General features: G+C 73.2%; 16 protein-coding genes. 8 read left to right on the forward strand and 8 right to left on the reverse strand.

All coding sequences use genetic code 11. From position 1 onward, the window contains the following. The first annotated feature begins 28 nt into the window (after positions 1-28). On the forward strand, positions 29-1,483 hold the full coding sequence (locus tag AXW62_RS09875) for an alpha,alpha-trehalose-phosphate synthase (UDP-forming) (RefSeq protein ID WP_060944172.1): 1,455 nt from the start codon (positions 29-31) through the stop codon (positions 1,481-1,483). Positions 1,484-2,245: 762 nt separating this feature from the next. Here the strand turns inward: AXW62_RS09875 and otsB are convergent. The 3 genes from otsB to AXW62_RS09890 form a co-directional block, all read right to left on the reverse strand. After that, positions 2,246-3,097 carry a trehalose-phosphatase gene (otsB, locus tag AXW62_RS09880; protein WP_174556370.1) on the reverse strand — a complete coding sequence of 284 codons (852 nt, stop codon included), beginning with the start codon at positions 3,095-3,097 and terminating at the stop codon, positions 2,246-2,248. 341 nt (positions 3,098-3,438) lie between these two features. After that, complete coding sequence (locus AXW62_RS09885; RefSeq protein WP_030828286.1) at positions 3,439-3,657, reverse strand: DUF3263 domain-containing protein; 219 nt, start codon at positions 3,655-3,657, stop codon at positions 3,439-3,441. 335 nt (positions 3,658-3,992) lie between these two features. Further along, the gene (locus tag AXW62_RS09890) at positions 3,993-5,273 is read right to left on the reverse strand and encodes an extracellular solute-binding protein (RefSeq protein WP_060944174.1); all 1,281 of its coding nucleotides are present in this window, start codon (positions 5,271-5,273) and stop codon (positions 3,993-3,995) included. Positions 5,274-5,610: 337 nt separating this feature from the next. Here AXW62_RS09890 and AXW62_RS09895 point away from each other — a divergent pair, with 337 nt between their 5' ends. From AXW62_RS09895 to AXW62_RS09905, 3 genes are all read left to right on the forward strand, one after another. Then, positions 5,611-6,543: an ROK family protein gene (locus tag AXW62_RS09895; RefSeq protein ID WP_060944175.1), complete on the forward strand. Its 933-nt coding sequence runs from the start codon at positions 5,611-5,613 to the stop codon at positions 6,541-6,543. After that, positions 6,543-7,838, forward strand: a complete 1,296-nt coding sequence (gene nagA, locus AXW62_RS09900; protein WP_060944176.1) for an N-acetylglucosamine-6-phosphate deacetylase — start codon at positions 6,543-6,545, stop codon at positions 7,836-7,838. Before AXW62_RS09895 ends, nagA begins: the two co-directional genes overlap by 1 nt. A 170-nt stretch (positions 7,839-8,008) precedes the next feature. Further along, complete coding sequence (locus AXW62_RS09905; protein ID WP_060944177.1) at positions 8,009-8,974, forward strand: 1-phosphofructokinase family hexose kinase; 966 nt, start codon at positions 8,009-8,011, stop codon at positions 8,972-8,974. 676 nt (positions 8,975-9,650) lie between these two features. Here AXW62_RS09905 and AXW62_RS09910 read toward each other — a convergent pair. Together AXW62_RS09910 and cdgB are read right to left on the reverse strand one after the other, a co-directional pair. Further along, a complete protein-coding gene (locus AXW62_RS09910) occupies positions 9,651-10,625 on the reverse strand; it encodes a CBM35 domain-containing protein (protein ID WP_060944178.1) in 975 nt (324 codons plus the stop codon). A 301-nt stretch (positions 10,626-10,926) separates the two neighbouring features. Next, a complete protein-coding gene (gene cdgB / locus AXW62_RS09915; RefSeq protein ID WP_060944179.1) occupies positions 10,927-12,624 on the reverse strand; it encodes a diguanylate cyclase CdgB in 1,698 nt (565 codons plus the stop codon). A 584-nt stretch (positions 12,625-13,208) separates the two neighbouring features. Here cdgB and AXW62_RS09920 point away from each other — a divergent pair. Then, on the forward strand, positions 13,209-13,697 hold the full coding sequence (locus tag AXW62_RS09920) for a flavin reductase family protein (RefSeq protein WP_252368562.1): 489 nt from the start codon (positions 13,209-13,211) through the stop codon (positions 13,695-13,697). A gap of 150 nt (positions 13,698-13,847) precedes the next feature. On the opposite strand, the gene arfB is transcribed toward AXW62_RS09920, so the two are convergent. Continuing rightward, entirely contained in the window at positions 13,848-14,276 is a 429-nt protein-coding gene (arfB, locus tag AXW62_RS09925; protein WP_060944181.1) for an alternative ribosome rescue aminoacyl-tRNA hydrolase ArfB, read from the reverse strand. A 181-nt stretch (positions 14,277-14,457) separates the two neighbouring features. Here arfB and AXW62_RS09930 point away from each other — a divergent pair, with 181 nt between their 5' ends. After that, positions 14,458-15,033, forward strand: a complete 576-nt coding sequence (locus tag AXW62_RS09930) for a TerD family protein (protein ID WP_030828261.1) — start codon at positions 14,458-14,460, stop codon at positions 15,031-15,033. Between the two features lie 80 nt (positions 15,034-15,113). On the opposite strand, the gene AXW62_RS09935 is transcribed toward AXW62_RS09930, so the two are convergent. Next, on the reverse strand, positions 15,114-15,710 hold the full coding sequence (locus AXW62_RS09935) for a Uma2 family endonuclease (RefSeq protein WP_060944182.1): 597 nt from the start codon (positions 15,708-15,710) through the stop codon (positions 15,114-15,116). A 69-nt stretch (positions 15,711-15,779) separates the two neighbouring features. After that, on the reverse strand, positions 15,780-16,376 hold the full coding sequence (locus AXW62_RS09940; RefSeq protein ID WP_060944183.1) for a TetR/AcrR family transcriptional regulator: 597 nt from the start codon (positions 16,374-16,376) through the stop codon (positions 15,780-15,782). Between the two features lie 95 nt (positions 16,377-16,471). Between AXW62_RS09940 and AXW62_RS09945 the strand changes: the two genes are divergently transcribed. Then, positions 16,472-17,482: an NAD(P)-dependent alcohol dehydrogenase gene (locus tag AXW62_RS09945; protein WP_060944184.1), complete on the forward strand. Its 1,011-nt coding sequence runs from the start codon at positions 16,472-16,474 to the stop codon at positions 17,480-17,482. 262 nt (positions 17,483-17,744) lie between these two features. Next, positions 17,745-18,086: a PadR family transcriptional regulator gene (locus AXW62_RS09950; protein ID WP_060944185.1), complete on the forward strand. Its 342-nt coding sequence runs from the start codon at positions 17,745-17,747 to the stop codon at positions 18,084-18,086. Positions 18,087-18,235: the final 149 nt, after the last annotated feature.

Consider the following 18,235-nt stretch of genomic DNA (forward strand, 5'->3'; position numbering starts at 1 on the left):
CGGGGCCGCTGCTGGCTAGGCTCGCGACATGGCAGTCCCGCGCACCGCTCCGATCCTGGTCGCGTCCAACCGCGGTCCGGTCTCGTACACCCTGGGCGAGGACGGCTCGCTCACCGCCCGGCGCGGCGGTGGGGGGGTGGTCTCCGGCCTCAGCGCGATCGGCCCCGACGCGGGCGCGGTGTGGGTCTGCGCGGCGCTCGGCGAGGGCGACCGCGAGGCGGCCCGGCGCGCCGGGGCCAACCACCTGAACCCCGGTGACACCGGCGGTCAGCAGGTCCGGATGCTCGACATCGCGCCGGATGTCTTCGCCGCCGCGTACAACGGCATCGCCAATTCGGTGCTGTGGTTCGTCCACCACCTGCTCTACCAGACCCCGGTCGAGCCGGTCTTCGACGCGGAGTTCGCCGCCCAGTGGGCGGCCTACGAGACCTACAACGCGGCCTTCGCGGACGCGCTCGCCCTGGAGGCGGTGGACGAGGCGGTCGTCCTGGTGCAGGACTACCACCTGGCGCTGGTGCCCGGCATGCTCCGCGAGCGCCGCCCCGATCTGCGCATCGGTCACTTCTCCCACACGCCCTGGGCGCCGCCGGACTACTACCGGCTGCTGCCGGACGACGTGGCGGCGGATGTGCTGCGCGGCATCCTCGGCGGCGACCGCGCCGCGTTCCTCACCGAGCGCTGGGCCACCGCCTTCGCCGACTGCTGCGCCGCCGTGCTGGGCGCGGAGGTCGTACGGGACGGCGACGGCGCGGCGACCGCGGTGCGGTTCGAGGGGCGCGAGACCCGGCTGGGCGTGCACGGCCTGGGCGCGGACGCGGACTTCCTGCGGGAGCGGTCGCGGCGGGCGGATGTCGAGGAGCGGCTGCCCGGTCTGCGGGCGCAGATCGGACCGGGCCGGAAGTCGATCGTCCGGGTGGACCGTACCGAGCTGTCCAAGAACATCGTGCGCGGACTGCTGGCGTACCGGCGGCTGCTGGAGACCCGTCCCGAGTGGCGGGAGCGCGTGGTGCACGTGGCCTTCGCCTACCCCTCACGCCAGGACCTCGCCGTCTACCGCGACTACACCCAGCGGGTGCGGCAGGTCGCCGACGAGATCAACGCCGAGTACGGCACGGAGGACTGGACCCCGGTCGCCCTGCATGTGAAGGACGACTTCGCACGGTCGCTGGCGGCCTACCGGCTGGCGGACGTGGCGCTGGTCAACCCCATCCGGGACGGGATGAACCTGGTGGCCAAGGAGGTGCCGGTGGTCTCCGAGCGGGGATGCGCGCTGGTGCTGTCGCGGGAAGCGGGCGCGTACGCCGAACTGGGCGAGGACGCGCTGGTGGTGAACCCGTACGACGTGGAGGCCACGGCCCAGGCGCTGCACGAGGCGCTGTCCATGGGCGACGACGAGCGCGCGGCCCGCACGAAGCGGCTCGCCGCCGCCGCGACCGCGCTGCCGCCCCAGGCATGGTTCCTGGCGCAACTGCGGGCGCTGTAGCGGCGACGGACCGCCCGAACCGGAGAACTGCCCACGCTGATGGGCTGCCCGCGCCGATGGGCTGCCTGCGCTGACGTCCACCGTGCGGCGACGGCTTTCACCGCGTGCGTGCCGTGCCGCCTGCGGTGACAAGCTGCGCCGAACGTCGGGGGCCACGCGAAGCGACGCGTTCCGCCAAGCGACGGGCGCTGGGAGGCGAGCACCGGTCGAAGGGGCCGGAATCGAGGACCGGGGGCGAGCGCCAACCGAAGTGGCCGAAACCGAGGCCCGGGAACCGGGAATCGGGACCGGGGACCGGGAATCGGGACCGGGGCCCCGGACCGGGAACCGACACTGGGGCCGGAACTGAGGTTCGGGGCCTCGGGGCCGGGACCGAGGCCGGGAGTCGGGGAACCGGGACCGGGAGCCGGGGGACCGGGATCGAGGCCGGGAGCCAGGACCGGGAACCGACATCCGGAGCCGGAACTGAAGTTCGGGGCCGCGGAGCCGGGACCGAGGCCGGGAGTCGGGGAACCGGGAGCCGGGGAACCGGGACCGGGAGCCGAGGCCGGGAGCCGGAACCGAGGTTCGGGGCCAGGGAACCGGGACCGAGGCGGGAACCGACACCGGAGCCAGAACCGAGGTTCGGGGCCGGGAAACCGGGACCGGGAGCCGAGACCGAGGTTCAGGGCCGGGGAACCGGGACCGAGGCGGGGCCCCGGGGTCGGGGCCCCGGGTCGGGGGCCCCCGGGTCGAGGACGGCGGCGTTGTTCCGGGTGGGCCCTACGCGGCGGTGCCGCTGACCGCGTCGGCCAGGGCCGAGAGCAGTTCCACCACGCCCGCCGGGCCGTCGACCACCAGGTCCGCCCGCTTGGCGAGCTCGGTCACCTCCGCACTCCCGCTGCACACCAGCACCCCCGGCACCCCCTCCTCGCGCAACCGCTCCACCGCCGCGAACGCGGCCAAGTCGCCGAGGTCGTCCCCCGCGTAGAGCACAGCTTCCGCGCCCGTCTGCCGTAGGTACTCCGTGAGCGCGACGCCCTTGTCCATGCCCGGCGGGCGCAGCTCCAGCACCAGCCGGCCGGGCTCGACGATCAGCCCGTGGCGCTCGGCCAGCGCGTGGAGGGGTGCGCGCAGCCGCTCGAACGTGGCCTGGGGGTCCTCGGCGCGGCGGGTGTGGACGGCGACGGCGCGGCCCTTGTCCTCGACCCAGGTGCCGTGCGAGGCGCCGTGCGCCTCGAGGGCCGCGGGGAGTTCGGCCTTGACGACGGCGACGCCGGGGTGCGGTTCGGGTGCCTGGACGGCGCCGCTCGCCGCGTCCCAGCGCTCGGCGCCGTAGAGACCGAGGACGACGAGTCCGTCCAGCCCCTCGGCCCCGGCGAAACCGCCGTACCGGACGGCGACCTCGGCCGGGCGGCCGGTGATCACCGCGACCGAACGCACCCGCGGGGCCAGCCGGGAGAGCCCGGGGACGGCTCCGGGGTGGGCGCGGGCCTGGTCGGGGTCGGGGACGATCTCGGCGAGGGTGCCGTCGAAGTCGAGTCCGACGACGGCGCGGCCGGGCCGTTCGAGGAGGGCGGCGAGGCCCTCGCGACCGGCGGACGTGGTGGGTACGGGGAGGGGGTGACTGCCCATAACGCTGCCCATGGCGGTGACCCTACCCGGCCCGGCGGCACGGCGGGCTTCCGCCGTACGTCCGGCCGGTGAACGGAGCCCGGGTCCGGGGGCGTCCCGCCGGTGAGCGGCACACAGGCCCACGAATGTCCCACCCGGGAGCCGCACATAGGCCCACGAATGTCCCACCCGTGAGCTGCACATAGGCCCACGGACGTCCGATGAACAGCGCACAGGCCCACGGGTGTCCCGCCGGCTGAGCGGCGTGCGGGACTACAGGCGTCCCGCCGCTGAGCGGCGCCGCGCTGACAAGCGTCCCGTCCGGTGAACGGTGCCTCGGGCGCCGGGCGTTGGGCGGGCCGTCAGCGCCGTTCGCGGCGCTCGGCCCTGACCCGCCGCAGCCGGTTGACGGTCACCGGGTCGTGCTCCAGGGCCCTGGGGTCGTCCAGCAGCGCGTTCAGGAGCTGGTAGTAGCGGGTCGGGGAGATGCCGAGCCGCTCCCGTATCGCGCGCTCCTTGGCACCGGGGCCCGGCCAGCCGCGCCGTTCCACGGCGAGCACGGCCCGGTCCCGGTCCGACAGCCCGGCGTCGTCCGGACCTCGCCCCTGGCTCTGCTCCTGGCCCTGCTCCTGGCCGCGCTCCCGGCTCTGCTCCCGGCCGCGCACCTCGCCCTGCCCCTGGCCCTGCTCCCGGCAGCGCTCCCGGCCCTGCCGCTCGCCTCGGCCCTGCCCGTCGGCCTGATCCCGCTCCCGCTCCCGGTCCTGGTCCCCGTCCTGGTCCCGCCCCATGCCCCGGCCCCGCCCCAAGTCCCGGTCCCGCCCCAAGTCCCGGTCCCGGTCCCGGTCCGGGCTCCGGTCACGGTTCCGGTCCCGGGCCGCGGGGTCTTCCGAAGGGTCCGGGGCGGGCGTGTCCGTCGTCATGGTCCCGCATTCTCCATCGCGTCGGCCTCGCGCTGGATCTGGCCCAGCACGCTCGCCGGGTCGCCGCCCTTGGTCACGGTCGAGCCGATCTTCTCCTTGATCAGCTTGCTGACCTCCGCCCAGGAGGTCTTGTCGGCCGGGTAGAACTCGGCGCTCTCCAACTCGTCGAGGAACTTCCACAGCCGCTTGTAGTCCCGGTCGTCGAGCATCGACTGCTCGGCGGAGGTGGTCACCGGCAGCAGGTCGTACTCCTTGACGAAGTCCAGCACGTTCTTCTCGCTGTAGAGGAAGTCGAGGAAGGTCCCGATCTCCTCGCGGTGGCCGTTCTGCTTGAAGGCCATCACCCAGTCGGCGACACCCATCGTCGACTGGGCCTTGCCCCTGCGGCCGGGCAGGGGCGCGGTCTCGTAGCTGATGCCGTGGCCGGATGCCTGCTGCATCAGGGTCGGGTGGCCGTTGAGCATGCCGACCTCGCCGCGGGCGAAGGCGTCGAAGGTGTCCTGCCGGTTGGTGCGGGCCGGGGAGGCGGGGCCGGTGAGGCCGGCGCCGACCAGTTCGTCCCGCAGCCATTCGAAGGTCTCGATGTTCTCGGTGGAGTCGATGGTGTAGCTGCCGTTGGCGTCGGTGTAGCCGCCACCGCCGCTGAGCATCCACATCATGGTCTCGGCCTGGCACTCCTCGGGGCCGAGCGGCAGCCCGTACGGGATCTTCACCCCGCTGGCCTTGAGCCGCACCGCGGCTTCCTTGAGCTCGTCCCAGCTGGTGGGGGCGGAGGATATACCGGCCTGGTCGAAGAGCTTCACGTTGTAGAAGAGCAGCCGGGCGCTGGCCACGAACGGCACTCCGTACTGCACCCGTCCCACCTCACCCGCATGGGCGATCGAGGTGATGAAACCGGCCTGGGTGGGGATGGAGAGCATCTCGTCGGCGCGGTAGAGCCTGCCCTGCGCGGCGAAGTCGGCGTACGCGCCGATCTGCGCGATGTCCGGGGCCTTGCCGCTCTTGACCATCTCGGCGACGCGCCGGTCGACATCGGTCCAGCTGTGGACCTCGACCTCGACCGTGATCCCGCGGTGCTTCGCCTCGAACGCCCGGATCAGCTTGTCCCAGTACTTCCGGGAGCTGTTGTCGGTGCTGTCGCCGTAGTCGGCCGCCACCACCTTCAGCGTGACGTCGCCGCCGGAACCGGAACCGCCGCTACAGGCTGTGAGCCCCGGTGCGGCCGCCACCGCCGCGACGCCCGCCGTCGTCAGACCCAAGAACCGCCGCCGCTGCACCGCTGTTTCCCCACCCTATGACGTGATGCGTCTTCGAGGACCCTCCCGAGGACCCTCCCCCGAGATCTCCGCCGAGATCTCCGCCGAGATCGAGCGAGTCTGCCTCGCGAACCTCCACAAGGTCTACACCATGGGCGTATCGCTTCGGTATCGAGGTGTCACTTCCCCAGGTCAGAGGGGTATTACCCGCCAAGTGGGATGTGTCACTCGGACACAATCGGAATGATGAGTTCCGGCCACCTCCGTTGAGCGCCCCGGCGTCGGCGAGGGGGGTCTCCCGGCGAGAAGCGGCTAGTGGACTAGACCTCTCGTGGTGGATCGCGGGAGACTGTTGCATGTGAAACACGTCATCGCCCTGGATGTGGGCGGCACCGGCATGAAAGCCGCCCTGATCGGGGCGGACACCACACTGCTGCACGAGGCACGGAGGCCCACCGGGCGGGAGCGCGGACCCGACGCGGTCGTGACCGCGATCCTCGACTTCGCCGCCGAGCTGCGCGAGATCGGCGAGCGGCGGTTCGGCGAGCCCCCGCTGGCGGCGGGGGTCGGCGTGCCCGGCGTCCTGGACGAGGACCGCGGCGTGGCCGTCTTCGCCGCCAACCTCGGCTGGCGCGACGTCCCGCTGCGGGCACTGCTCACCGAGCGGCTGGGCGGGATCCCGGTCGCGCTGGGGCACGACGTCCGGATGGGCGGACTGGCCGAAGGGCGGATAGGAGCGGGCGGGGGCGCGCGGCGCTTCCTGTTCGTGGCCATCGGCACCGGGATCGCGGGCGCCATCGGCGTCGGGGGGCGCATCGACCCCGGGGCGCACGGTTCCTCCGGCGAGATCGGCCATATCGTCGTCCGGCCGGGCGGCCCCGCCTGCGGCTGCGGTCAGTCCGGCTGCCTGGAGACGCTCGCCTCGGCGTCGGCGGTGGGCCGCGCCTGGGCCGACGCGAGCGGCGATCCGGCGGCGGACGCCGCCGACTGCGCCGAGGCCGTGCCGTCCGGGGATCCTAGGGCCGTGGCGGTGTGGGGGGAGATGGTGAGCGCGCTCGCCGACGGCCTGGTGACCGCCCTCACCCTGCTGGACCCCGGCGTGCTGATCATCGGCGGCGGGCTGGCCGAGGCCGGGGAGACGCTGTTCGCCCCGCTGCGCGCCGCGGTCCGGGAGCGGCTCACCTTCCAGCAGCTTCCCCGTATCGTTCCGGCGGCCCTCGGGGACACCGCCGGTTGCCTGGGCGCGGGTCTGCTCGCCTGGGACCTACTCTCCACGGAGGTAACCACCTGATGGTGCAGCGAACGGTTCTGACGGGCGCCCGGGTGGTCCTGCCGGACGGCGTGGTCGACAACGGGCGGGTGACGGTCGAGAACACGCGCATCCTCTCGGTCGAGGACACGCGCACCGCCCCGGTCGAGGACGCACGCACCGCCCCGGCCGAGGACACGCGCACCGCCTCCGCCGAAGACGCACGCACCGCCCCGGCCGGGAACGCGCGCACCGCCCCGGCCGGGCCGGCGGCGGATCAGGGGCCCCACGCCGGCGAGCGGGCGTTCGATCTGCCGGGCTGCTGGATCGTCCCCGGCTTCGTGGACCTGCATGTGCACGGCGGCGGCGGGGCCTCGTTCTCGGCGGGCGCCCCCGAGGAGGCCCTGACCGCCATCCGGACCCACCGGCAGCACGGCACCACCACGATGCTCGCCTCCACCGTCACCGGCGATCTGGACGACCTCGCCCGGCAGGCCGCCGTCCTCTCCGAACTCGTGGAGCAGGGCGAGCTGGCGGGCATCCACTTCGAGGGCCCGTTCATCTCCCCCCACCGCTGCGGCGCCCACCAGCCGTCGCTGCTGCGCGCACCCGATCCGGCGGATGTGCGCAAGCTCGTGGACGCGGCGCGCGGCACCGCCCGGATGATGACCCTCGCCCCCGAACTGCCGGGCGGGCTGGAGTCCGTGCGGCTGCTGGCCGACAGCGGAGTCCTCGCGGCCGTCGGCCACACCGACTCGACGTACGAGGCGGCGCTGGAGGCCGTCGATGCGGGCGCGACCGTGGCGACCCACCTGTTCAACGCCATGCCGCCGCTGCTGCACCGCGCCCCCGGCCCGATCGCCGCGCTGCTGGAGGACGAGCGGATCACCATCGAGCTGATCAACGACGGCACCCATCTGCACCCCTCCATGCTGCAGCTGGCGTTCCACCGGGCGGGCGCGGACCGGGTCGCCTTCATCACCGACGCGATGGGCGCGGCGGGCATGCGGGACGGCCGCTATCCGCTCGGCCCGATGGAGGTCGAGGTCAAGGACGGCGTCGCGCGGATCAGCGACGGGCCGACGGCCGGCTCCATCGCGGGCTCCACGCTCACCCTGGACCGGGCCTTCCGGCGGGCCGTCGTGATCGACGGGCTCGGCGTGGCGGAGGCCGTAAGGGCGCTGTCCGCCACCCCCGCCCGGGTGCTGGGCATCGCCGACCGGGTGGGATCGCTCGAGGCGGGCAAGGACGCGGACCTCGTCGTCTTCGACGAGGACTTCCGGCTGCGGGGCGTGATGCGCCGGGGCGACTGGGTGATCCGTCCCGAACTGGGCTGAAGTGGCCGGGTCGCGGATGGCGATGACGGTGTCCGGAACAACACGGAGGTCTGGGCCACAGCCACTCGTTTTGGCATGATCGCTCGGGCACGGGCACCGCTCGGCGCACAGTCGCACGCTTCAGCACAGGAGTCTCCGTCCGGCGGGGGGACGGGAGAGGGGATGCCAGGGTGATCCTTACGGTCACGCTCAACACCGCCCTCGACGTCACCTACCGGGTGCCGGAACTGCGCCCGCACGCCAGCCACCGCGTCACCGAGGTCATCGAACGGCCCGGCGGCAAGGGCCTCAACGTGGCCCGGGTACTGGCCGCACTGGGCCATGACACCGTCGTCACCGGCTTCGTCGGCGGGGTCACCGGGACAGTGCTGCGGCAGCTGCTCGCCCGGTTCGCCGCCCCGCCCCCCGACACGGCGGGGGCGCCGCACGGGAAGATCACCGACGCGCTGGTGCCGATCGCCGGCACCACCCGGCGCACCATCGGCGTCGTGGACGCCACCACGGGCGACACCACCCAGCTCAACGAGCCCGGCCCGATCGTCACCACCCCCGAGTGGACCGCCTTCATGGACGGTTACGGCCGGCTGCTGCGCGAGGCGTCGGCGGTCGCGCTGTGCGGCAGCCTGCCGCCCGGGGTCCCGGTCGGTACGTACGCCCAGCTCATCCGGGAGGCGCACGCGGCGGGCGTGCCCACCTTGCTGGACACCAGCGGCGAACCGCTGCGCCGCGGCATCGCCGCCCGCCCCCACCTCGTCAAGCCCAACGCCGACGAACTCGCCGGGCTCACCGGCTCCACCGACCCGCTGCGCGCCGCGCGGGACGCCCGGCGGCGCGGGGCCCGCGCGGTGGCCGCATCGCTGGGCGCCGAGGGCATGCTCGCGATCACCGCCCACGGCGCCTGGCGCGCCGCCCCGCCCCGCCGGCTGGCGGGCAATCCGACCGGGGCCGGGGACGCGGCGGTCGCGGGGCTGCTGTCCGGGCTGGTCGAGGAGGTGCCGTGGCCGGACCGGCTGGCCCGCGCGGTGGCCCTGTCCGCGGCGGCCGTACGGGCCCCGGTGGCGGGCGAGTTCGACCGGACGGTCTACGAAGAGGTGCTGGCGCGGGTCGAGGTGACGGAGCACCCGGCGGCGGCCTGAACCTCCGCCGCGGGCGCCGAGGGCCGCCGAGGCCGCGGTGTGAGGCCCAGCGCAGCGGGCAGCCCAGGCCGCAGCGTGAGGCCCCAGCGCAGCGAGGCCGCCACAAGCCGCGGCGTGAGACACCGGCGCGCGGGCCGCCCCAAGCCGCGGTGCGAGGCTCCAGCACTGCGGGGCCGCCCAGGCCGCAGCGTGAGACACCAGCGCAGCGGGCCGCCCAGGCCACGGCGTGAGACACCGGCGCGGCAGGCCGCCCAGGCCGCAGCGTGAGGCCCCAGCACCGCGGGGCCGCCCAGGCCACGGCGTAAGGCCCCAGCGCAGCGGGCCGCTCCAAGCCGCGGTGTGAGGCTCCGACGCAGCGGGGCCGTCCAGGCCCTGTCCGGCACCGAGCACCCGGCACCCGGCGCCGTCCGCCGGAGACACCGCGCACCGCGGCCGGGGCCGGAGCCTCCCGGCGGTGGCCAGGGCCTCCCAGCGACGGGCGGGACCTCCCGGCGACGGCCGGAGCCTCTCGGCGGTGGCCGGGGGAGCGCCGCACGGCGCCAGGACCGTCCTCGCCGTGGACCCGCCCGCCCGGCTCCGACAGCGCGGCCAGGTGCCGTACCAGCCGTCGCGAGCGCGACGGCTGGTACGGGACGAGACGAGACGGGACGCGGCGGGACGGGTCAGCGGCGGGAGCCTATCCCTTGTCCAGCCACATCTGGTCGATGTTGGCGTCGCACTTGTCGCCGTCCTCGCAGGACACGGTGATCGTGTTGGTGCCCTTGTTGAGCTGGACGATGGACCAGGTCTCCGTCCAGCCCTTCTCGTAGTCGCCCTTCGGCGCGCCCGCGAAGTTCTTCATGTTGAGCGGCCGCGACTCCTTCTTGCCATTGATCGTCAGCGACATGCTCTGGTCCTCGCCGGGCACCCCGTAGGTGACGTACAGCCGGTACGTCTGCGCCTTGTCCACGTCCACGTCCCAGGTCGCGGACGCGCCCGGGGTGTTGAGCCCGCCGACGTAGGTACCGCCCTCGGCCTTGGCGCCCTTGATGTCGCTCGCGGCGGCCGCGCCGCCGGTCAGCCGCATCTTCGCGGCGTCCTCGCTGGGCAGGTCGTCGCCCGCGGAGTTGGAGGGCTTGGGGGAATCGCTGGGCCGGACGGTGGAGCCCGCCGTGGGCTGGTTGGTCGGGTCGGCCTGGTCGCCCTTCTTGTCGTCACTGTTGGTGATCATGGCCACGCCGATGCCCACGATGACCACCGCGACCACGGCGATCGCGCCAATGAGCAGCCCCTTGCTGTTGGGGCCCCGGCCGCCTCCCCCGTGGCCGCCGCGCGGGGCCGCCGCACCGGGCTGGCGGGGGGCGCCGCCGGGCAGCGTCTCGGGGGCGGCGTAGTGGGCGTTCGGCCGGCCGGGGCCGCCCGGCTGGCCGTACCCCTGCGGCTGCTGGTTGGGGATCTGCTGCCCGTAGGTGCGCTCGCCCACCGCGCGGACATGGTTGTACGAGGTGCGGGGAACCCCCGGCTGGGCCGGACCGGGGTAGCCGTAGCCGCCGGTGCGGGGGGCGGCACCCGACTGGCCGCCCTGCTGCCCCTGGTCGCCCTCCGAGCGATACAGGTAGGCGAACGGATCGTCGTTCTCCGGCGTGTCCGAGCCGTTGTTGCCGGCCGTCATCCCTCGTCACTCCTCTATGCATATGGCCATCGGCGCAACGGTTAGAACGCGCCACGACAGCTCATATCAGGGTCGAGGGGGCCTCAACAGGGCGTGTGCTGTCCGGATGGCCAATATTCATGATCGGTTCACTGTCGGCGGCGAGGCCGCATCGGCGCAGCCTATCGCGACCGGGGGTGGTGACGTCGCGGCGCGGGTGCCGTGGGCGACTCATCCGGCCCCCGCCTCCGCCGGCTCACCGCCCATCCGGCCTCCGCCGGCTCACCGCCCGTCCGGCCCGCGGCGGCGCCCCGCCCGCGCCTCATCCGGCCCGGCGGCGCTCCTTGGAGCGGGACCGCTTCTCGATGTACATCCGCTGGTCGGCGGATTGCAGCACCTCTTCGGCCGACATGCCGCAGCCCGCCCAGCCGATACCGAAGCTGGCCCCCACCCGGACGGCCCGGCCGTCCACCCGGATCGGCGGAGTGATCGCGTTGCGCAGCCGCACCGCCAGGTCCTGGGCGTCGGCCCGGCCGAGGCCGTCGGCGAGGACGACGAACTCGTCACCGCCGAGGCGGGCGACCGTGTCCCCGTCCCGCACGCCGTTGGCCAGCCGGCGGGCGACCTCGATGAGCACGGCGTCGCCCGCGTGGTGCCCGAACCGGTCGTTGATGGACTTGAAGCCGTCGAGGTCGCAGAAGAGCACCGCGAGCCCCTTGTGGCCGTCGTCGGCGTCGGAGTCCTCGTTGGGCGGGATGGCGTGCACATGGCCGTCGAACGGGACGCTGCCGACGGGGGGCGGGGTGCCGAAGAACTCGAACTCGTCGAAGCCGTGGAGATGCCCGGCCGCGTCCACGTAGAGCCCGCCGCCGATGACACCGCCGTCGCCGGCGGGCGCGGCGGTCTCGTCCGCGTACCCCCCGCCCGGCTGCGGCGGGGTGGCGCACAGCCGGGCGGCGAGGCGGGCGCGCAGTTCGGCGCTGTTGGGCAGCCCGGTCAGGGAGTCGTGGCTGGCGCGGTGGGCGAGCTGCAGCTCATGGCGCTTGCGCTCCTCGATGTCCTCGACATGGGTGAGCAGGAAGCGCGGGCCGTCGGCGGCGTCGGCCACCACCGAGTTGCGCAGCGAGACCCAGACGTAGGTGCGGTCGCGGCGGGCCAGGCGCAGCTCGGCGCGGCCGCCCTCGGCGGAGGTGCGCAGCAGGGTGCCGATGTCCTCGGGGTGGACGAGGTCGGAGAACGACAGGCGGCGCATCGCGGAGGCGGGGCGGCCCAGCAGCCGGCACAGGGCGTCGTTGGCGCGCAGCAGCCGGCCGTCCTGGTCGCCGCCCATCTCGGCGATGGCCATCCCGCTGGGCGCGTACTCGAACGCCTGCCGGAAGGACTCCTCGCTGGCGCGCAGCGCCTGCTGCTCGCGCTCCAGGCGCAGCAGGGCGCGCTGCATGTTGCCGCGCAGCCGGGCGTTGCCGATCGCGACGGCGGCGTGGAAGGCGTACACCTGGAGGGCTTCGCGGCCCCAGGCGCCGGGGCGGCGGCCGTTGCGCGGTTTGTCGACGGAGATGACGCCTATCAGCTCGCCGCCGGAGGCGCCTCCCGCGTAGAGCGGGGCGAACAGGCGGTCCATGGGGTGCCATTCGTCGGGAAAGCGGGGCGCGGGGCCGGTGGTGTGCCACTGCGGGACGTCGTCGTCGTCGAGGACCCAGCCCTCGCTGTACGGAATGAAGCGCAGATCGCCCCAGCGTTCGCCCATGGCCAGCCGGCGCTCCCAGGAGCAGCGGGAGCCGACCCGCCCGGCCAGCAGCGCCTCGGCCCCGTCGCTGCCGCCGACGGCGGCGACGACGAGGTCTCCGTCGGGGCGGACGAGGTTGACGGCCGACAGCTCGAAGCCGAGCCCGGCGATGACGCCGTCGGCGACGGCCTGAAGCGTGTCGGCGAAGCTGCGGGCGGTGTTCAGATCGGCGAGCACCTGGTGCAGCTGCCGCAGTGTCGCAAGGCGGATATACGGCTCCGACTCGGTCTCCATCGCTCGCACTCCCCCGAGACCTCGACAGCAACTCCTGGCTTCTTGTCGTCCGATTGCCACGGCCACTGAATCACAGCGAGCTGCCCACTCGGTACACAGGGTCAACAATTACTGCCTGCTGTGACTCATGTCACAGACTGTATTCACTTCTTTGACAGAGCGTGTGGGAGCGCTCCTAGTTTTCGCGAGCGCAAACCCCGAAACGATGACGCCTGGTCATACGAGGAGCTGGCGCGAAGGGCTGGGGCGGCGCGAAGGGGCTGGGGTGACGGGCAGGGCCGAGGCGGTACTCGGGGCCGGGGCGACGCGAAGGGCTGGGCGACGCTTGGGGCCGACGCGGCGCCCGGAGCCGGGGCGCGGTACGGCGCTCGGCGCCGACGCGGCGCTCGGGGCCGGGGCGACTCGAAGGCCCGGGCAACGCTCGGGCCGGTGCTCGGCTTACGGCCGACGGCCTAGGCCCGGCGTGGTCCCCGGGCCCGATGCGGGAACCGGCCGGGGGCGGTTAGCGTCGAGATGTGTTCCCGACGACGCCTTCCACCCCAGCCGAGCCCACCGTCCCCCATGCTGGTGGGGTGAGTGAGGACATGTTCCGCGCCGCGCTGTCCCGGTTCACCGCGGGCGTGGTGCTGGTGACCGCACACGACCCGGAGGAGGGGCCGCGCGGCGAGGACGTCGGCATGACGGCCACCGCGTTCATGTCGGTGTCACTTGACCCGCCGCTGGTGATGGTGAGCGTGCGCAATGGCTCCCGGATGGACGAGCTGCTGGAGCGACAGCCGCACTGGGCGGTGTCGGTCCTGTCGGAGGCTCAGCGGCACATCGCGGGACGATTCGCCATGAAGGGGCGCATCAGCGACAGGCTGTTGTTCGCGGACATGGCCGTGGTGCGGGGAGAGCATACGGACGCGCCGCTGGCGGTGGGGGCACTGGCGACGCTGGAGTGCCGCACCGAGCAGCGGGTGACCGCCGGGGACCACACCCTGGTGGTGGGACGGGTCCTCCAGGCGGCGGCACCGGCCGAGGAGAGCGGCCCACTGACGTACTACCGGGGCCGGTACCGCACGCTGGACTGAAGGCCAGGGACGGATCGGGGGAGCAGTGCCGTACGACCCGGAACGGATCGGGGGCGGCGCCGTACGACCCGGAACGAATCAGGCGAGCAACACCCAGCGACCCGGAACGAACAGGCGAGCAACACCCAGCGACCCGGAACGGATCCGGGCTCAGGTCCACCCTCTCCCGGTGCGGCCCCGCTTGGTCTCACCGCGCTGCTTCTTCTCCCGCAGCCGCCGCTCGTTGATGCCCCGGGGGATCCGGGTGGGGCGGCGCGGCTTGGGCGGCGGCGCGGTCGCCTCCGCGAGCAGCGATGCGAGCCTTACGGCGGCCGTCTCGCGGTTGCGCCACTGCGAACGGTGCTCGGACGCGCGGACGGTCACCACCCCGTCCACCAGCCGGCCCGCCAGCCGCTCCAGGGCGCGCTCCTTCCACACGGGCGGCAGCGCCTCGGTGCGGGCCAGGTCGAAGCGCAGCTCGACCTGGCTGTCACTGGTGTTGACGTGCTGTCCGCCGGGCCCGGAGGACCGCGAGAAACGCCACATCAACTCGGCCTCCGGCAAGGAGACCGAACCTCGGATGACATAGGGCGCGGACATGCCCCCATGGTGGCGCGCCGACCCCGGCGGCGTCATCTCGTTATCTCGTCGCACCGGACATCAGGGTTTGGCAAAGAAAGTAAAGGGAGCTGGAACCCGCGGGCGTGTTCGTGGCGTTGTGGAGAGTGACGACGGCTTCGCCCGTCGCCTCGGATCATCGAGACCACGAAAGGGACTCCCCATGGCTGTAAGCCTGTCCAAGGGCGGCAACGTCTCGCTCACCAAGGAGGCACCGGGCCTGACCGCCGTCACGGTCGGCCTCGGCTGGGACGTCCGCACCACCACGGGCACCGACTTCGACCTCGACGCGAGCGCCATCGCCGTGAACGCCAACGGCAAGGTCTACTCCGACCAGCACTTCGTGTTCTTCAACAACAAGTCCACGCCGGACCAGACCATCGTCCACACCGGTGACAACGTCACCGGCCAGGGCGAGGGCGACGACGAGCAGATCAACGTCAACCTGGCCGGTCTGCCGGCCGACGTGGAGAAGATCGTCTTCCCGGTCTCGATCTACGACGCCGAGTCCCGCAGCCAGAACTTCGGCCAGGTGCGGAACGCGTTCATCCGCATCGTCAACCAGGCCGGCGGCACCGAGATCGCCCGCTACGACCTGAGCGAGGACGCCGCCACCGAGACCGCCATGGTCTTCGGCGAGCTGTACCGCAACGGCGCGGAGTGGAAGTTCCGCGCCGTCGGCCAGGGTTACGCCTCCGGCCTGGCGGGCATCGCCCAGGACTTCGGCGTCAACGTCTGAGGTTCACCGCGTCGCAAGCACCGAGGGCCGTCCCGGACCCGGGCGGCCCTCGCCGTGTCCGCGCCGGAGGCGGAAGCGGGTCAGAACTCGCCGGTGTCCAGGTCGAAGCCGAGGGGTTCGGGCAGGGACAGCGGCTGGGAGATGTCGACCTCGACCTTGCGGGTGTACCTCTTCCCGGCAGGCAGGGAGTGCAGCACGGCTTGGTTCCGCTCGCGGTCGATCAGCAGGTAGAAGGGGATGCCCGCCGCCGCGTAACCCCGGAGTTTGGGCCCGCGGTCGTTGTCCGCGGTCGAATGCGACGTGACCTCGCCGACGAGCAGCACCGCTCCGGGGTCGTGGTACTCCAACGCGTCATCGAAGCTCCCCTTGGGTGCGATGACGATGTCCGGCACGACCTTGCCCGTGGTCGAAGCTCCAGGAACCAGGAGTCCGAGTCCGGTGCGTGTCCGCAGTTCCTTGTTCGTACGACGACTGGTCACTTGGTCCGCTACCTCGGACACAATCTCTTCGTGCTCACCATTAGCGGGAGGCAGCACGTGGATTTTCCCTTCGATCAGTTCCACGCGCCATCCCTCGGGGGCTGCCGCGCTCAACGCCACGAAGGCATCCTCGACGGATGAAGCCATGCTCTCGCCGCTGTCCGTGCGCGCCGAGCGCTCGGGGGCCGTCAGTGCCACGGTGGACCTCCTTCGTACGGAGCGATGGTTCCAGCGTAGGCGGGCGGTATCGGTCGGTTCGCCGCGTTGTCACCCTTGCGGGGGGTTGCCGGCGCCCGCGCGGAAGGCGCCGGACACCGCCGTGGAGAGGGCCCGCTTGCGGCGGTCGTGGTCCGTGGCGGCGTCGCCGGGGGTGGTGGCGGCGGCGAGGCCGGACGGGGACCAGGCCAGGGCCATGGCGATGAGCAGCGCGAGGACGTCCCGCGGTTCGATCGAGGCGTCGACCTGGCCGGCGCGCTGGGCTTCGGCGATCGCGCGCAGTTTGGCGGCGCCCGCCGATGACTCGGTCGCCAGGTTGTCGGTGGCCACGCCCTCCAGCTTGGCCCAGGTGGCCAGGCGGACCAGTTCCGGCCGCGCGACGGCGGCGTCGTACAGCCGCACGGCGTACCCGGGGAGATCGTCGGCCGTAAAGGGCACGGAGTCGACGACGGCGTCGGCGTGCAGGCGGAAGACGGCGCCGAAGAGGCCGAGTTTGTCCCCGAAGTAGGCGTAGAGCTGCGCCTTGTTGACGCCCGCGGCGGCCGCGATGCGGTCGACCCGGGCGCCCGCGATGCCGTGGGCGGCGAAGTCGGCGGTGGCCGCGTCGAGCAGCCGGCGGCGGGTGGCGTCGCTTTTCCGGGGAGACACGGAGGCCAGGTTACCAACTGGTTAGTTGTCTATCGGTCCGCCGCCGCGTAGCGTGCGTAAAACCAACTAGTTAGTTAGAAACGAGGTGGCGGCGCATGACGGTGCGCGCTTACGCGGTGGAGCGGGCCGGCGGCCCCGTTCAGCGGTACGAGTACGAGCCGGAGCCCCTGGGCCCCCTGGAGGTCGACATCGCCGTGACGCACTGCGGCGTCTGCCAGACCGACGTCGGCGCGGTGGACGACGCGTACGGCATCTCCCGGTTCCCGGTGGTCGCGGGGCATGAGGCGGTCGGCGTGGTGGAGGCCCTGGGCAGCGCCGTCGACGGCACCCGGCTGGCGGTCGGCCGGCGGGTGGGCGTCGGCGCGACGGCCGGGGCGTGCTTCGCCTGCGAATGGTGCCTCAGCGGCCGGCAGTACCTGTGCCCGGACAAGGACGACACGGTCCTGCGCGGCGACCGGGGCGCGTTCGCCACCGGACTGCGCGCGAGCGACTGGCGGTACGTCCACCCCCTGCCCGACGCCCTCGCCTCCGAGCACGCGGCGCCGCTCATGTGCGCCGGGATCACGGTGTTCTCGGCGATCACGCGGTACGGGGTCCGGCCCACCGACCGGGTCGCCGTGGTGGGGGTGGGCGGTCTGGGCCACCTCGCGCTCCAGTTCCTCGCCGCATGGGGCTGCCATGTGACGGCCATCTCCTCGACGGCCGCGAAGGCGGATGACGCCCGCCGGTTCGGCGCCCATGAGTTCGTCGTCGCGGACGACGGACTCCAGCGGGTCTCGGGCTCGTTCGACTTCATCCTCTCGACCGTCTCGGCCGATCTGCCGTGGGACGCGTATCTCGGGGCGCTGCGCCCCCACGGGACCCTGTGCGTGGTCGGCGTCCCCCACGGCGCGCTCGGCATCCACCCGTTGAGCCTGCTGCTGGGCGAGAAGCGGCTCGTCGGCGGACTCGTGGGATCGCCGCTGGAGACCCGGCAGATGCTGGACTTCGCGGCCCGGCACGGCATCCGCCCGGCCGTCGAGACCTTTCCGGCCGCGCGTCTGGACAGTGCGCTGGACCACGTCCGCCACGGCCGCGCCCGCTACCGCGCGGTGCTGGAGTTCTGACCGGGGCGGGGCGCGGGCCTTCGGGTACCGGGGGACTTCGGGCGCGGTGGGCCATGGCCCGCCCGTGAGCCTCCGAGTACGGCGCGGCCAGGGCTACAACCCTGCGCGTCACCGCCGTCCCCGCCGTCCACCGCCGGCTCCTCGACCGCTGCAGCCGCTCGACGGCGGCCAGGGCGTCCCGGCGGTCCCGGCCCAGCGCAGGGCCCGCCGCGGTAACCCAGGGCCGACAGAATACTTCGTGGCCCGATATATAGTCGGACGCATGACACGCCAGAACCCGTCCTTGACGGAACCGCAGTACTTCATCCTTGCTTCGCTCATGGATGGACCGTTGCACGGTTACGGCATCATCAAGGCTGCCGAGCGGGCCACCGACGGGCGGCTCCGGATCGCTGTCGGCACTCTCTACGGCGCCCTGGAGCGGTTGGAGCGGGCCGGGCTGTTGGCCGCCGGCCATGAGGAGATCGTGGACGGGCGGGCGCGGCGCTACTACCGGCTCACCGAGGACGGCGCCGAGGCGCTCGGCCGGGAGGCGCTGCGGATGCAGCAGGCGGCGGCTGTCGTCATCGGACGCTCGCGGGATGCCGGAGCGGCCCCGGCATGAACCGTTTGCTGCTTGCGGCCTATCCCAAGTCCTACCGTTCCCGGCAGGGCGAGGAGTTGCTGGCCTGCCTGGCCGAGGCGTATCCCGGCCGGTCCTGGCCCCCGCCGCGGGAAGTTGCCGCCTTGGCGTGTGCCGGGGTGCAGGCCCGC

The sequence above is a fragment of the Streptomyces hygroscopicus subsp. hygroscopicus genome (genome assembly GCF_001553455.1).
GTDB classification, from domain to species: domain Bacteria; phylum Actinomycetota; class Actinomycetes; order Streptomycetales; family Streptomycetaceae; genus Streptomyces; species Streptomyces hygroscopicus.

Coding starts and splice junctions, on each gene's coding strand:
- AXW62_RS09950 (WP_060944185.1), top strand. CDS start 17,745: ATGACACGCCAGAACCCGTCCTTGACGGAACCGCAGTACTTCATCCTT.
- otsB (WP_174556370.1), bottom strand. CDS start 3,097: ATGGGCAGTCACCCCCTCCCCGTACCCACCACGTCCGCCGGTCGCGAG.
- cdgB (WP_060944179.1), bottom strand. CDS start 12,624: ATGGAGACCGAGTCGGAGCCGTATATCCGCCTTGCGACACTGCGGCAG.
- arfB (WP_060944181.1), bottom strand. CDS start 14,276: ATGTCCGCGCCCTATGTCATCCGAGGTTCGGTCTCCTTGCCGGAGGCC.
- AXW62_RS09920 (WP_252368562.1), top strand. CDS start 13,209: ATGTTCCGCGCCGCGCTGTCCCGGTTCACCGCGGGCGTGGTGCTGGTG.
- AXW62_RS09945 (WP_060944184.1), top strand. CDS start 16,472: ATGACGGTGCGCGCTTACGCGGTGGAGCGGGCCGGCGGCCCCGTTCAG.
- AXW62_RS09930 (WP_030828261.1), top strand. CDS start 14,458: ATGGCTGTAAGCCTGTCCAAGGGCGGCAACGTCTCGCTCACCAAGGAG.
- AXW62_RS09875 (WP_060944172.1), top strand. CDS start 29: ATGGCAGTCCCGCGCACCGCTCCGATCCTGGTCGCGTCCAACCGCGGT.
- AXW62_RS09910 (WP_060944178.1), bottom strand. CDS start 10,625: ATGACGGCCGGCAACAACGGCTCGGACACGCCGGAGAACGACGATCCG.
- nagA (WP_060944176.1), top strand. CDS start 6,543: ATGGTGCAGCGAACGGTTCTGACGGGCGCCCGGGTGGTCCTGCCGGAC.